The organism is Actinophytocola sp. (assembly GCF_050699915.1).
Taxonomy (GTDB): Bacteria; Actinomycetota; Actinomycetes; order Mycobacteriales; family Pseudonocardiaceae; genus Actinophytocola.
Window position 1 is genome coordinate 20540 of the sequence record NZ_JBOHGA010000020.1, and the last position, 13588, is coordinate 34127.

The window sequence follows — 13588 nt, forward strand, 5'->3', positions numbered from 1 at the left end:
AGGGTAGAGGTACGGCTACGACCGCCCGGTCAGCCGGGGAGGCCGAGCAGTTCCGCCAGACCGGCCTGGCGGGTCGCCCCGGGTTCGGCCAGCGTGCCGGGGAGGCTACCCGGCGCGAGACCGGCCTGTTGCCGCCCACCCGTCTCGGGGCCGGGGGCGGGCTGCTGGGGCTGCGGCGGCCGGCCCGCGACCGGCACGTTGTTCGAGCCGCGCACGTTGATCGGGCTGCCCGGCGGCTCCGCGCAGTACGTGTTCGACGAGTCCGGCTGCGGGGCCGGCGCGGTGTCGGTTCCGTTGCGACGCGGGGTCTTCTCGTACCCCGCGGTGCACGGCGGCGGGTTGAACAGGTTGAGCACCAGGCCCAGGTGCGCCTGGCCGGGGTCGGCGGCCAGCAGGCCCTGCCCGGCCGCGCTGAACAGCGGGTAGGAGACCAGCGTGTACTCGAGCCCGTCCTTGCGTGCCCCGACGATGTCGGACACCGTCAGCAGGTTCGCGAACAGCCGCGACAGGCCCGGCCCGGACTCGCGGAGCAGGTTCGTCAGCGAGGCGGCCGCGCCCGGAGCCGCCGTGATCAGCCGCCGCAGGTCCGGGTCGGACTTGCGCAGCTGCTCGGCCAGCAGGTTCAGGTCGCTCGCGAAGGACTTGATGTTGCCCGACTGCGCGGCCTGGGTGTCGAGCACGGTGCCGCCGTCGTTGATCAGCCCGATGGTCTGCGGCAGGTGCTCGGTCGCCGCGGCGGTGAAGTCGGACGTGCTGTCCAGCAGCACCTGCAGGTCGTCACCGGTGCCGGCGAACGCCTTGTCCAGCTCGTCGACCAGCGTGCGCAACGAGTCGGTCGGCACCGAGCTCGCCAGGCTGTCCAGGTCGCGGATGACCGCGTCGGTGGCCACCGGCGTCTTGGTCCGGTCCGCGGCGATCACCGACTCGCCGGACAGGAACGGCGCGCCGTCGTGCCGCGGTCGCAGGTCGACGTACTGCTCGCCGACCGCCGACCGGTTGGCCACGACCGCGTCGAGGTCCGCCGGGATCCGCGGCGCGTTCGGGTCCATGTTCAGGTCGACCTGCAGGCCGTCCTGGGTCAGCCGGATGTCGCCGACCCGGCCCACGTTGTAGCCGCGGTAGGTGACCTCGGCGTTGGAGAAGATGCCGCCGGAGTCGTTCAGGTTCAGCCGCACCGTGTAGCCCTCGGCGCCGAACGCCTTGCCCAGGTCGGTGAAGCGGAACAACGCGTACACCACCGCCACGACCGCGATCACCACGAACGCGACCAGCTGCAGCCGGACCCGCTTGGTCAGCATCAGCCACCACCGCCCAGGATGCCGTCGAGGATGCCGGCCAGCCCACCCTGCGTGGAGCCCGGCGTGCTGCTCGGGATCGGCAGCGGCGAGCCGCCGCCACCCTCCTGGCCGCCGACCACGTCGCCGAGGATCGGCACGTCCTGCAGCGGGTTGCGCCGGCTGCGGGACAGGTTGTCGACGATGGTCTGCAGGTTCAGGTCGATCTTCGCGTACAGGTTGAAGTAGTCGCCCCGCACGCCGTTCACGGCCTCGTCGGTGAACGGGATCGTGAACAACACCTCGAGCGACTTCGGCAGGTCCGCGCCCGCGTCACCCAGCTTGGTCAGCGCCGGGGCGAGCGCCTTCAGGTCGGCCACCAGGTCCGCCTGGCTCGCGTCGACGGTCCGGATCGCGACGTCGGACAGCGACTGCAGGCTCTGCAGCATCCGCACCAGCTGGCCGCGCTGGTCGGTGAGCACCTTCAGGCCCGGGCCGAGGTCGTCGATCGCCGCGGCGAGCTGGTCGCGCTCGGCGTTGAGCGTGCCGGCGAGCCGGTTCACCCCGTCGATCGCCTGCGTGATGTCGGACTTGCTTTCGTCCAAAGTGGACACGAGGGTGTCGACGCTGCCCAGCGTCCGGCGGATGTCCGCCTCCTTGCCGGACAACGCGGCGTTCAGCTCCTGGGCGATGTTCTGCAGCTGCTCGATGCCGCCGCCGTTGAGCAGCATCGACAGCGCGCCGAGCACCTCTTCGATGTCGGTGTTGCGGTTGGTGCGGGTGAGCGGGATCAGCGCGCCGTCGTCGAGCGCGCCGCGCGCCTGGTCCGGCGGGGGCGGCGACAGCTCGATGTACTTCTCGCCCAGCAGGCTCGACTGGCGCAGCATGGCGAGCGCGTTGGCCGGCAGGTCGACGTCGCCGTTGACCAGCATCGTCACCTCGGCGGTCCAGCCGTCCGGGGCGAGCCGGATGTCCTCGACGCGGCCCACCGGCACCTCGTTGACCTTCACGCCGGACTGCGGCACGAGGTCGAGCACGTCCTTGAAGTGCGCCTTGACCGTGTACGGGCGGTCCCCGATATCCGCGCCACCGGGCAGCGGGATGTCGTAGATGCCGGTGAACGAGCTGCAGCCGGAGGTGACCAACACCGCGGCGAGGGCTGCGACCACGAGCTTTTTCATCGGCCACCCCCGGTGTAGCCGGAGAGGTTGCCGAGCGGCAGCGCGACCGGCGGCAGCTTGCCGGCCTGCAGCGCGGTCAGCACCTGCGCCGGGGTCGGCAGCGGCACGGCCTTCTCCACGAGCGGGGCGAGCTGGTCGCAGGTGTCGGCGAGGAACTGCGGCAGGTCGTCCGGGGTGCCCTGGCGGACCAGGTTGCAGACGGTCACGATCGGCGGCTGGGCCAACTCGTTGATGTCCGCGCGCGCGTCGAGCGTGCCCGACGAGCCGTTGTAGCTGTTGATGATGTTGGACAACGCGACCGGGGCGACGTCGAGCACCTCGGACAGCGCCGCCCGCTGGTCGACCAGCACCCCGGTCACCGAGGCCAGCTTGTCCACATTGGACTTGAGCTTGGCGCGGTTGTCGTCGATGAACTGCTGCACGGCGCCGAGCGCGATGCCCAGCTGCTGCACCGCCGCGGCGAGGTCGCCGCGTTCCTCGGCGAGGAACCGGCTGACGTCGGCGGCCTGCTCGTTGAACCGGTTGACCGCGTCGTCGCTGTCGGCCAGCGCGGAGGTGAACTGCTGCAGGTTGTCGACGGTGGCGAACAGGTCCTCGTCGCTGCCCGAGAGCGTCTCGGCCATCTGTGAGAGCTGGGTGACCGTCTGGTTCAGCGCCTGCCCGTTGCCCTCGGCGTTCTCGGCGAGCGTGTCCAGCAGGTCGGCCAGCGCGCCGTTCTTGTTGGCCCCGTTGGGCCCCAGCGTGGTGCTGACCCGGTTGAGGCTCGCGTACAGGTCGTCGACCTCCAGCGGGGTCGCCGTGCGCTCGCGGGGCAGCACGGTGCCCTCGGCCAGCACCGCGCCACCGGTGTAGGCCGGGGTGAACTGCACGTACCGGTCGCTGACCAGCGAGGGCGCCACGATGACGGCCTTCGCGCTCGACGGGATGTGGACGTCCCGGTCGACGAGCACCTCCACCCGCACGAGATCGCCCTTCGGCTCCACGGTGTCGACCCGGCCGACCTTGACGCCGAGCACCCGCACGTCGTTGTCCTCGTACAGGCCGACGACGCCGGTGAACACCGCGGAGTAGCGACGCTGGTTCGCATCGAGCAGCAACCACCACAGGGCGAACGCCACCACCAGCGCCAACACGACGGAAATAGTGACGCCACGCGCAAAGTCGCGCCCCAGCTTGGTCCGGGTGGTCATGACTGGACCGCCTCCCAACCGCACCCAAGGGGAACGGGACGCAACCCAGCCACAGGTACGTACACAACCGCAGGACACCGACTCGAGGTGACCAACACCTTGAATTCTGGGGAGGCGGAACGGACTCCGCGAGCGAAGTCCCGGCCGAGCTTGGTCCGGGTGGTCATGACGTCGCCCCCAGACAGCCTTCTTGGTTCACGGTTCCTATCGGTGGGGGCAGCAGGCCGCAGATGTAGTTGTCGAACCAGCGGCCGTTGCCGACGGCGTTGTTGAACAGCCGGACGAACGGGGCCATGTTCTTGATGCCCTGCCCGAGCGCCTCCTGGTTTCGCGCCAGCATCCCGGTGAGCTGGTCGAGGCTCGTCAGCACCGGCTTCAGCTGCTTGTTGTTGTCGTCCACCAGGCCCTTGAGCTCGGTGGCCAGCGTCTGCGTGCCGGTGAGCAGCGTGGCGATCGCGTCGCGGCGCCGGCCGACCTCCTCCAGCAGCAGGTTGCCGTCCCGGAGGAGCTTGACGACCTCGCGGTCGCGGTCGGCCAGCGTCTGGCTGATCTGCTTGGTGTTGTCGAGCAACTGGGCGAGCTGGTCGTCGCGGGAGGAGATCGTCTTCGACAGCGACTGCAGGCCGTTCAGCGCGCCGCGCACGTCGTCCGGGGTGTCGGCGAACGTGTTCGCGATGACCTCGAAGCTCTGCGCGAGCTGGGCGGTGTCGATCCGGTTCGTGGTCTCGGCGAGGCCGCGGAACGCCTCGAGCACGTCGTAGGGCGCGGTCGTGCGCTCCCGCGGGATGCGGTCCGCCGGGTCGAGCACCTCGCGGCCGTCGGGCTCGAGCGCCAGGTACTTCTGGCCGAGCACGGTCTTGATCTTGATGGCGGCCGAGCTGCGGTCGCCGACCCAGGCGTCCTTGACCTTGAACGTGACCACCACCCGGTCGCCCTCGAGGTCCACATCGGACACCTTGCCGACCTTGACGCCGGCGATGCGCACCTCGTCGTCCGGCACCAGGCCGGCCGCCTCGGAGAACTCAGCGCTGTAGGTGGTGCCGCCGCCGATGATCGGCAGGTCGTCGGAGAACATCGCGACCGTGAACGCCAGGCCCAGCACGACCAGGCCGGTGATGCCGATCGGGATCGGGTTGCGCGAGCGGAAGGACCTCATCGCACGCACCTCGCCGGCGTCGACGCGGAGATGGGGACGCTGATCGGCTGGGTGATGATCCCGGGGATGCCGATCGAGCCCTCCGCGGAGCAGAGGTAGAAGTTGAACCACGAGCCGTAGCTGACGGTTCGGGTCAGCTTCGCGGTCTTCTCGGGCAGGAACTGAATGAAGTGCTCCACCACGTCTTCGCTGTCGTTGAGGTTGTTCGTGAGCCGGCCGAGCGCGGCGATGTCGCGCTTCAGCGGCGCGCGGGCCTCGGTCAGCAGCCCCGAAGTGGTGTCGGCCAGGCCGCCCAGCGCCTCGATCGCGTCCCCGATCGGCTTGCGGTCCTCGGCCAACCCGGACACCAGCTGCTGGACCTGGACGACCAGGTTGGACAGCTTGTCGCCGCGGGCGTTGATCGTCTCGAGCGCGCCGTTCAGGTTGTCGATCACCTGCCCGATGACCTGGTCCTTGTCGGCGATCGCGGACGTCAGCGAGGCCGTGTGCGCGAGCAGCGACTCGACCGTGCCGCCCTCACCCTGCAGGACCTGGATGATCTCGTAGGACAGCTGGTTGACGTCGTTGGGCGACAGCGCGCGGAACAGCGGCTTGAACCCGTTGAACAGCTCGGTGAGGTCCAGCGCGGGGCGGGTCCGCTCCAGCGGGATCTCCTCCCCCGGGTCGAGCACGTCGTTCGGGTTGCCGCCGCTGCCCTCGGTCAGCGAGACGTAGCGCTGGCCCACGAGGTTGCGGAACTTGATCTGTGCCTCGACGCCCGCCGGCAGCTTGCGGTCGGCGGCGACCGAGAAGGTGACCTCGGCCTGCTTGCGGTCGACGATGCCGACCTCCTCCACCTGACCGACCCGCACGCCGGCGATCCGCACGTCGTCGCCGGGCAGCAGCAGGGTCGCGTCGGTGAACCGGGCCTGGTAGCTGTTGGTGGCGCTGAGGTTCACGTTGGCGATGCTGATCGCGAGGATCGCGGTCGCGGTCACCGTCACGACGGCGAAGACGACCAGCTTGAACAACGGCGCGGCCATGCCTCTCACTGGAAACGCACCTCCGCCCCGCGGTAGAGCGGACCGACGAGCAGGCTCGCCCAGCCCGGCACCTGCTGCGGCTGCACCCCGATCCCCGGCGCGATCAGCTGCGCGAGGAAGTCACGCTCGGCCGGCGAGTTCGGCAGCGCGCTCGGGGCGGTGGCGGACGACGGCGCGGTGTTGCCGGGCGGCAGCAGGCCGTCCTGCACCGAGCGGTTCGCCGGCCCGTGCGAGGTGCCGTCCTGCAGCGGGCCGTCCGGCGGCTGGTCGGGGAACGGGTCGCCCATCTGCGCCGGGTCGTAGCAGCGCGGACCGCGGTGCTCGTTGAACTCCGGCTCGTCGACGCCTGGCTCGTACGGGCCCTTGTTGACCACGACCTCGATGGTCGCGTGCAGGCCGGGCTGGTTCGTGCCGGCGCCGAACACGGGCTTCCCGGACTCGACCAGAGAGGCCATCTGCTTGAGGAAGCACGGGTAGGACGGCGAGTACCGGGCGAGCAGCTCGAGGGTGTCCCGGGAGCTGTCGGCCAGCCGGATGAGGTTCTCGGAGTTGGCCCGCAGGAAGGACTCCAGGTTCGCGCTCGTGTTGGTCACCTCGGCGAACAGGTTCTGCAGGCTCGCCTTCTGCTCGGCGATCGTCCGCGAGGTCACGGTCAGGTCGGACAGGGCGTCGACGAAGTCCGGGATCGCCTCGGTGTAGGTGTCGCTGACCTCCACCAGCTTGCGCAGGTCGTGGGTCAGCTGTGGCACGTGCGGGTTGATGTCCTCGACCAGCCGGCCCAGGTCGACCAGGGTCTGGCCGAGCTGCTCGCCCCGGCCGTCGAGCGCGGTGGAGATCGCGGTCAACGTGGTCGACAGCTTCTCCGGCTGCACCGCCTGTAGCACCGGCAGCAGGTGGTCGAGCGCCTGGGACAGCTCCACCGCCGGCGCCGAGCGGTCCTGCTCGATGCGGTCCCCCTCGGCCAGCGACACGGGATCGGCGTCGTCCGGGATCTGCAGCGCCACGTACCGGTCGCCGAACAGCGTCTTCGGGATGAACCGGGCGGAGACGTTGCGCGGGATCAGTTCGACCTTCTCCGGGTCGAGCGCGAGGTCGAGCTGGGACCCCTGTGCGGTCGGCGTGATCTTGCGGATCTCGCCGACGATCAGCCCGCGCACCTTCACGTCGCCGTGCTGCTGCAGCTGGTTGCCGAGCTTGTCGGTGGTCAGCGAGACACGCACGACCGGCGTGAACGCCTTGTTGTACAAGGCGATCGACAGGCTCACCAGCGCCGCGATCACGACGATGAACCCGATGCCGAGCAGCCGGCGCCGGATCGTGACCATCACGGACTTGCGCGTCATCCGCCGATCCTCACGGTCACGGTGGTGCCCCAGACGGCGAAGCCGATGAAGAAGTTCAGCAGCGCCGCGGTGACGATCGTGGTCCGCACGGAGCGACCGACCGCCACGCCCACACCCGCCGGGCCGCCGCTCGCGCGGTAGCCGTAGTAGCAGTGCACGAGGATGATCACCACGGCGAAGATCAGCACCTTGCCGAAGGACCAGAAGACGTCTTCGGGCGGTAGGAACAGGTTGAAGTAGTGGTCGTAGGTGCCCGCCGACTGCCCGTAGAAGTAGACGGTGATCGTGCGGGAGGCGAGGTAGGAGCTGAGCAGGCCGATGATGTAGAGCGGGATCACCGCGATGAAGCCGGCGATGATCCGCGTGGTCACCAGGAACGGCAGGCTCGGCACACCCATGACCTCGAGCGCGTCGATCTCCTCGGAGATCCGCATCGCGCCCAGCTGCGCGGTGAACCCGGCGCCGACCGTCGCGGACAGCGCCAGCCCGGCCACCAGCGGCGCCACCTCGCGGGTGTTGATGTAGGCCGAGGCGAAGCCGGAGAACGCGGCCGTGCCGATCTGGTCCAGCGCCGCGTAGCCCTGCAGGCCGACCACGGTGCCGGTGAACACAGTCATGCCGATCATCACGCCGATCGTGCCGCCGATGACCGCGAGCGCGCCGGAGCCGAAGCTGACCTCGGCGAGGATCCGCATCGTCTCCCGCAGGTAGCGACGCAGCGTGCGCGGGATCCAGGCGAGCGCGCGCAGGTAGAAGGACAGCTGGTCGCCGAGGTTGTCGAGGACGCCGAGCGGGGCGCGGGCCGCGCGGCGGGCCGTGTCGGAGAAGGAGGCCATCGGTCAGCTCCCCTTCTGCGGCACGACCGACAGGTACACGGTGGTCAGCACGAAGTTGACGAAGAACAACAGCAGGAACGTGATGACCACCGACTGGTTCACCGCGTCGCCGACGCCCTTCGGCCCGCCCTTGGGGTTCAGCCCGCGGTAGGCGGCGACGACGCCGGCGATGAAGCCGAAGATCAGCGCCTTGATCTCACTGATCCACAAGTCAGGCAGCTGCGCGAGGGCGGAGAAGCTGGCGAGATAGGCACCCGGTGTGCCGCCCTGCAGCACGACGTTGAAGAAGTAGCTGCCGAGCACGCCGACCACACTGACCAGCCCGTTGAGCAGCACCGCGACCATCATCATGGCGAGCACGCGGGGCACGACCAGCCGCTGGATGGGGTTGACGCCGAGGACCTCCATGGCGTCGATCTCCTCGCGGATGGTGCGCGCGCCGAGGTCGGCGCAGATCGCCGAGCCGCCCGCGCCGGCCACCATCAGCGCGGTCACCAGCGGCGCGGCCTGCTGGATGATCGCCAGCACCGCGGCGGCGCCGGTGAACGACTGCGCGCCGAGCTGGACGATCAGGCTGCCCAGCTGCAGCGCGACCACCGCGCCGAACGGGATCGCGACCAGCGCGGTCGGCAGGATCGTGACGCTCGCGATGAACCAGCACTGCTGGATGAACTCCCGGACCTGGAAGGGCCGGCGGAAGATGTTGACGATGACGTCGAGGGCCAGGGCGAACAGCCTGCCGGTCTCCCGCAAGGCCCCGACACCCGGGAAGTTGGCCGATGCCGTCCGAGAGGTCACGTACCACCACCGGTGCCGGGCGGCGGGTCGGCGCGCCAGCCGGACTTCGGCAGGTTGGCGACGTCGTCGGACAGGTCTCCCCTGTCGCGCTCCCACTCCGGGGTGCGCGGGTGCGGGCTCGGGCGGAACGCGCCGGAGGTGACCCCGGCCAGCGGCCGGTTGCGGACGCCGTAGCGCTCGCGCTCGGCCGGCGTGAGCGACTCGATGATGCCTTCGCGGGCGGACCTGGGCAGCGTGTCGATGATCGACATGACCCGGTCCTTGCGGCGGCGCACGCCCTGCCGCTCGGGCAGCCCGGGCGTCGGCTCGATCTGCGGGACCACGCCGCGGGCGTCGTCGGTGCCGCCGTCGTGGTGGCCGGCCTCCACCTGGGCCTGCTCCGCGGCCATGGTGGCCTCGTCCTTCTCCTCCGACATGCCGATCGGGCCGATGCGGCTGCCGTTGAGGAACTGCTTGACCACCGGCTCGTCGCTGGTGAGCAGCACCTCGCGGGGACCGAACATGACGAGCTCGCGGCGGAACAGCATGCCGATGTTGTCCGGCACGGTCCGGGCCAGGTTGATGTTGTGCGAGACGATCAGGATCGTGGCGTCGATCTGCGCGTTGAGGTCGATCAGCAGCTGCGAGATGTAGGAGGTGCGGACCGGGTCGAGGCCGGAGTCCGGCTCGTCGCACAGGATGATCTCGGGGTCGAGCACGAGCGCGCGGGCCAGGCCGGCGCGCTTGCGCATGCCGCCGGAGATCTCGCCGGGCAGCTTCTTCTCCGCGCCGGCGAGGCCGGTCATGTCGAGCTTCTCGAGGACGATCCGGCGGATCTCGGCCTCGGACTTCTTCGTGTGCTCGCGCAGCGGGAAGGCGACGTTGTCGTAGAGGTTCATCGAGCCGAACAGCGCGCCGTCCTGGAAGAGCACGCCGAACAGCTTGCGGACCTCGTAGAGCTTGTGCTCGGAGCAGGTGACGATGTCGACGTTGTTGACCTTGCAGGAGCCGCGGTCGGGCTTGAGCAGGCCGATCATGGACTTGAGGAAGACCGACTTGCCGGTGCCCGACGGGCCCAGCATCACGCTGACCTCTCCCGGTGGCAGCGTAAGCGTGACGTCCCGCCAGATGGTCTGCCGGCCGAAGGACTTCGTCAGGCCTTCGACGACCACCTCGGCGCCCATCGAACCTCCTGCAATGTGGGTTTCATCCAGGTGCAACGACCGGGCGGCCGGTGGGTTACTGCCGAGTCACCTAGCCGGTCCGTAAACGCAGTCAGGGCCGGCACCATATCGGCACCGGCCCTGACGAGCGCGTTAGCGCCGAGCACAGATCGAAACACTCCTGATCGTCACCCCACGAGGAGCCGGTGGGCCTGTTTCGATCTGTGCTCGCTTGTCGTCCCTCGTGTCACTTGACGGAGACGGACGCGCCCGCGGACTCGAGCTTCTCCTTGGCGGCCTCGGCGGCCTCCTTGTTGACCTTCTCCAGGACGGCCTTCGGAGCGGACTCGACCAGCTCCTTGGCCTCCTTCAGGCCCAGGCCGGAGACGACCTCGCGAACGACCTTGATGACCTGGATCTTCTTCTCGCCGGCGCCCTCGAGGACGACGTCGAACTCGTCCTGCTCCTCGGGCGCGGCCGCGGCCTCACCGGCGCCGGCGGCACCCGGCATGGCCATGGCCATCGGGGCGGCGGCGGTGACGTCGAAGGTCTCCTCGAACTGCTTCACGAAGTCCGAGAGCTCGAGCAGCGTCATCTCCTTGAACGCGTCGAGCAGCTCGTCGGTGCTCATCTTCGCCATGACGGCGGTTCCTTTCTAGGTGGGTTTCTCAGCTCTCGGCTTGCTCGGCTGACGCCTTCTTCTCCTGCAGTGCCGCGGCCAGGCGGGCGACCTGCGAGGCGGGCGCGGCGAAGAGGCCGGCCGCCTTGGTGAGGTTGCCCTTCATGGCGCCCGCCAGCTTGGCGAGCAGCACCTCGCGGGAGTCGAGGTCGGCGATCTTGCCGACCTCGTCGACCGTGAGCGGGCGGCCGTCCATGTAGCCGCCCTTGATGACCAGGCCCTTGTGCTCCTTCGCGAAGTCGCGCAGGGCCTTGGCCGCGTCGACCGGCTCCCCCTCGACGAACGCGATCGCGGTCGGACCGACGAACAGGGCCTCCAGGCCCTTGACGTCGGCCTGCTCCGCGGCGCGCTGGACGAGGGTGTTCTTCGCGACCCGGTAGGTCGCACCCGTGCCGAGAGCGCGACGCAGGGTCGTCAGCTGCGACACGGTCAGGCCGCTGTACTCGGTGACAACGGCTGCCGAGCTGTTGCGGAACTTGTCCGCGATCTCAGTGACGGCCTCGACCTTGCCTGCCTTCGCCATGGTCGCCTCCTCTCGTGGCTGTGGACCGCCGGCGAGGACCCCTGGAGACGACGAACGCCCCGGCGCAGCAGCACGGGGCGTGAAGAGCGCGAACGCTCGAACCTCGTTCTCCTGCGCGGGCCGCCCGCGTTCGCGGGGCCTTCGTCCGTCCCGTCACCGGGGCGGAGACCAGCGGTCTTCGGTAGAACCGCTGATGAGGATACGGGGCGGCCCGCGCGCGCCCGAACCCGGCCTCCCCCAACCTTCCGCACCTGACCTTCCGCACCCGGACGAGCACGGCATGATGGAGTCCGTGGCCGACAACGAGCACCCGCCGGCGGACCCGCCGGACACGCCGGACGGGGAGCGGACTCCGCCGACCGGCACGCCGGCGGTGGGTGGCGAGTTGTCCGTTCGTCCGCCGAGCGAGCCCGCGACCACCCCGCCGCCCCAGCTCGTCGATCCCGAGGCGGTGCGCCAGTTCCAGCAGTTCCAGCAGTTCCAGGAGCTGATGCGCCAGCAACAGGAGCAGGGCTTCCCGCAGGGCACCCCGCCTCCGCCGGGCTCCCTGCAGCCCTGGGGGCCGCCGCCGAGGCGCGACCCGCTCTGGCGACGGTTGCTGCGGCCGCTCGTCGGCAAGCTCGTCACCGTGGCGCTCGTGGCCCTGCTGCTGGCCGGCGTCGCCTACTGGCTGCTCGACAAGCTCCCGGGCAGCGGTCCGCCCGAGTCGCCCGGTCCGCCGCACGTCATCGGCGGCAAGAAGGCCGAGACGAACCTGATCTACGAGACCGATCCGCGCAACGCCGTACAGAAGATCTACGACGACGTCGCCCAGGGCGACCCGACCAGCGCCTGCGGCCGCTTCACCGAACGGGCGCGCGCCGAGTTCGCCGACCACTACTCGCGGCTGGGCGGCTCGTGCGAGGAGATCGTCGGAGAGCTCAACGCGCAGGTCACGCCCGGCTCGAAGTCCGACTACGCCAACCCGCGCTTCCCGCCGTCGGTCAACACGAACCCGACGAGCGACAAGGTTCCGGTGAGCTCCTGCGCCCTCGACGTGACCGGCGGCCCGCGGCTGGGCCTGCTCACCGTCGGCAAGATCGAGAACTCGGTCGGCGGCCAGTGGATCGTCACCCGGCACGACGCCGAGCCGGACAACTGCGCCGGCGTCCCCACCGCGCCGCCGACCAGCTAATCCCGTAACTCAGCCGGATGAATATCGCCACCCGACGAAAGTGGGTAAGTCGGCCCATGATCATACCCACCGGTAACTAAATTTCGAACCCGTAACGGGGCCTGTTGAAACCGACAAAAGGCCTGGTCAGACACCTCGCGACAGACCCACCGAGGACACCCTCGCGCCCGTTGAAAATTCGCTCACCAGCTGCGCCTGTGAACCGGTACTCATCACTGTTCGTATGTAGGGGTGGCCCCATTCGTGCGAATGTCAAGCCAAGGAGCAATCCAAGGAGGTCGGGGAGTTGGGCGCCAAACATCGAGGCGTATCGAAGAAGAAGGCCCTCATCGCCAGCGCGGGAGCTGTCGCGGTAGTCGCTCTAGCAGTGACGTTGCCGTCGGCTTACGCGTCCAGCGACGAGCAGGCCCAGCCTGAGGTCATGACGCTGCAAGAAGGCCAGTCGGTCCTCTGGGACGAGGCTCGGATGCCGGGTACCGCGTGGTCGGTCAACCCGGAGACGAACCAGATCGAGGTCCTCGCGGACAGCACGATCGACTCGTCCGAGTGGGACCAGCTCGAGTCCACTGTGGACTCGATGGGTAACGACGTGGCGAGCCTGAAGCGGGCGCCCGGCGAGTTCCAGCTGTTCGCGGCGGGTGGCGACGCCATCTTCGCCGGGGGCGCGCGCTGCTCGCTCGGCTTCAACGTCACCACGGCCGAGGGCACGCCGGGCTTCCTGACGGCCGGACACTGTGGTGTCGCGGCCGCCGAGTGGTCGGACACCGAGGGTGGGGCGCCCATCGCCACCATCCAGGACGCCGTGTTCCCGGGTGACGGCGACTTCGCCATCGCCGCGTACGACGACCCGGCGACCGAGGCTCCCAGCACCGTGAACATCGGTGGCCAGGAAGTCGAGATCACCGGTGCGGTCGAGGCCGAGGAAGGCCAGCAGGTCCAGCGCATGGGCAGCACCACGGGTCTGAACGATGGCCAGGTCACAGCCCTGAACGCCACCGTTACCTACCCGGAGGGCACCGTCACCGGTCTCATCGAGACCGACGTCTGTGCCGAGCCCGGCGACAGCGGCGGTTCGCTGTTCACCGCAGAGGGCGGCGCGGTCGGCCTCACCTCGGGCGGCAGTGGTGACTGCACCCAGGGCGGCGTCACGTTCTTCGCCCCCGTGACCACGGCCCTCGCGGCCACGGGCGCGACGCTTCCGTGACGGTCTGATCGAGCAACCACCACAGGGAGAGAGAACGGTGCCCCCGAGGGAGACCTCGGGGGCACC

The 13588-nt window shown here is 69.6% G+C and carries 13 protein-coding genes; 2 read left to right on the forward strand and 11 right to left on the reverse strand.

The window, feature by feature from the left end; genetic code table 11:
• Positions 1 to 29 precede the first annotated feature (29 nt).
• The 11 genes from ACRDSK_RS06070 to rplJ all read right to left on the reverse strand — a co-directional run bounded on the left by ACRDSK_RS06070 (position 30) and on the right by rplJ (position 11144).
• Entirely contained in the window at positions 30 to 1298 is a 1269-nt protein-coding gene (locus tag ACRDSK_RS06070) for an MCE family protein (RefSeq protein WP_431438941.1), read from the reverse strand.
• Positions 1298 to 2455 (reverse strand): MCE family protein, encoded by a 1158-nt coding sequence (locus ACRDSK_RS06075; RefSeq protein ID WP_431438942.1) that lies wholly within the window; start codon positions 2453 to 2455, stop codon positions 1298 to 1300. Before ACRDSK_RS06075 ends, ACRDSK_RS06070 begins: the two co-directional genes overlap by 1 nt.
• Positions 2452 to 3645: an MCE family protein gene (locus tag ACRDSK_RS06080; RefSeq protein WP_431438943.1), complete on the reverse strand. Its 1194-nt coding sequence runs from the start codon at positions 3643 to 3645 to the stop codon at positions 2452 to 2454. Before ACRDSK_RS06080 ends, ACRDSK_RS06075 begins: the two co-directional genes overlap by 4 nt.
• A gap of 163 nt (positions 3646 to 3808) precedes the next feature.
• Positions 3809 to 4801 (reverse strand): MCE family protein, encoded by a 993-nt coding sequence (locus ACRDSK_RS06085; RefSeq protein ID WP_431438944.1) that lies wholly within the window; start codon positions 4799 to 4801, stop codon positions 3809 to 3811.
• A complete protein-coding gene (locus tag ACRDSK_RS06090) occupies positions 4798 to 5832 on the reverse strand; it encodes an MCE family protein (RefSeq protein WP_431438945.1) in 1035 nt (344 codons plus the stop codon). The genes ACRDSK_RS06085 and ACRDSK_RS06090 overlap by 4 nt, the downstream gene beginning before the upstream one ends.
• Positions 5829 to 7166: an MCE family protein gene (locus tag ACRDSK_RS06095; RefSeq protein ID WP_431438946.1), complete on the reverse strand. Its 1338-nt coding sequence runs from the start codon at positions 7164 to 7166 to the stop codon at positions 5829 to 5831. The genes ACRDSK_RS06090 and ACRDSK_RS06095 overlap by 4 nt, the downstream gene beginning before the upstream one ends.
• A complete protein-coding gene (locus ACRDSK_RS06100; protein WP_431438947.1) occupies positions 7163 to 8002 on the reverse strand; it encodes an MlaE family ABC transporter permease in 840 nt (279 codons plus the stop codon). Before ACRDSK_RS06100 ends, ACRDSK_RS06095 begins: the two co-directional genes overlap by 4 nt.
• Positions 8003 to 8005: 3 nt before the next feature.
• Positions 8006 to 8800, reverse strand: a complete 795-nt coding sequence (locus tag ACRDSK_RS06105) for an MlaE family ABC transporter permease (RefSeq protein ID WP_431438948.1) — start codon at positions 8798 to 8800, stop codon at positions 8006 to 8008.
• On the reverse strand, positions 8797 to 9963 hold the full coding sequence (locus ACRDSK_RS06110; RefSeq protein WP_431438949.1) for an ABC transporter ATP-binding protein: 1167 nt from the start codon (positions 9961 to 9963) through the stop codon (positions 8797 to 8799). Before ACRDSK_RS06110 ends, ACRDSK_RS06105 begins: the two co-directional genes overlap by 4 nt.
• Before the next feature lie 226 nt (positions 9964 to 10189).
• A complete protein-coding gene (rplL, locus tag ACRDSK_RS06115) occupies positions 10190 to 10582 on the reverse strand; it encodes a 50S ribosomal protein L7/L12 (RefSeq protein ID WP_431438950.1) in 393 nt (130 codons plus the stop codon).
• A gap of 28 nt (positions 10583 to 10610) precedes the next feature.
• Positions 10611 to 11144 (reverse strand): 50S ribosomal protein L10, encoded by a 534-nt coding sequence (gene rplJ, locus ACRDSK_RS06120; RefSeq protein WP_431438951.1) that lies wholly within the window; start codon positions 11142 to 11144, stop codon positions 10611 to 10613.
• Positions 11145 to 11424: 280 nt separating this feature from the next.
• On the opposite strand from rplJ, the gene ACRDSK_RS06125 reads away from it, so the two are divergent.
• Together ACRDSK_RS06125 and ACRDSK_RS06130 are read left to right on the forward strand one after the other, a co-directional pair.
• Positions 11425 to 12318, forward strand: coding sequence for a hypothetical protein (locus tag ACRDSK_RS06125; protein WP_431438952.1), 894 nt, complete (start codon positions 11425 to 11427; stop codon positions 12316 to 12318).
• A 421-nt stretch (positions 12319 to 12739) separates the two neighbouring features.
• Positions 12740 to 13522 (forward strand): S1 family peptidase, encoded by a 783-nt coding sequence (locus ACRDSK_RS06130; protein ID WP_431438953.1) that lies wholly within the window; start codon positions 12740 to 12742, stop codon positions 13520 to 13522.
• Positions 13523 to 13588 lie beyond the last annotated feature (66 nt).

Bases quoted from the DNA above. Each gene is read 5' to 3' on its own strand.
- ACRDSK_RS06070 (WP_431438941.1), bottom strand. From the start codon at position 1,298: ATGCTGACCAAGCGGGTCCGGCTGCAGCTGGTCGCGTTCGTGGTGATC.
- ACRDSK_RS06075 (WP_431438942.1), bottom strand. From the start codon at position 2,455: ATGAAAAAGCTCGTGGTCGCAGCCCTCGCCGCGGTGTTGGTCACCTCC.
- ACRDSK_RS06080 (WP_431438943.1), bottom strand. From the start codon at position 3,645: ATGACCACCCGGACCAAGCTGGGGCGCGACTTTGCGCGTGGCGTCACT.
- ACRDSK_RS06085 (WP_431438944.1), bottom strand. From the start codon at position 4,801: ATGAGGTCCTTCCGCTCGCGCAACCCGATCCCGATCGGCATCACCGGC.
- ACRDSK_RS06095 (WP_431438946.1), bottom strand. From the start codon at position 7,166: ATGACGCGCAAGTCCGTGATGGTCACGATCCGGCGCCGGCTGCTCGGC.
- ACRDSK_RS06100 (WP_431438947.1), bottom strand. From the start codon at position 8,002: ATGGCCTCCTTCTCCGACACGGCCCGCCGCGCGGCCCGCGCCCCGCTC.
- ACRDSK_RS06110 (WP_431438949.1), bottom strand. From the start codon at position 9,963: ATGGGCGCCGAGGTGGTCGTCGAAGGCCTGACGAAGTCCTTCGGCCGG.
- rplL (WP_431438950.1), bottom strand. From the start codon at position 10,582: ATGGCGAAGATGAGCACCGACGAGCTGCTCGACGCGTTCAAGGAGATG.
- rplJ (WP_431438951.1), bottom strand. From the start codon at position 11,144: ATGGCGAAGGCAGGCAAGGTCGAGGCCGTCACTGAGATCGCGGACAAG.
- ACRDSK_RS06125 (WP_431438952.1), top strand. From the start codon at position 11,425: ATGATGGAGTCCGTGGCCGACAACGAGCACCCGCCGGCGGACCCGCCG.
- ACRDSK_RS06130 (WP_431438953.1), top strand. From the start codon at position 12,740: ATGACGCTGCAAGAAGGCCAGTCGGTCCTCTGGGACGAGGCTCGGATG.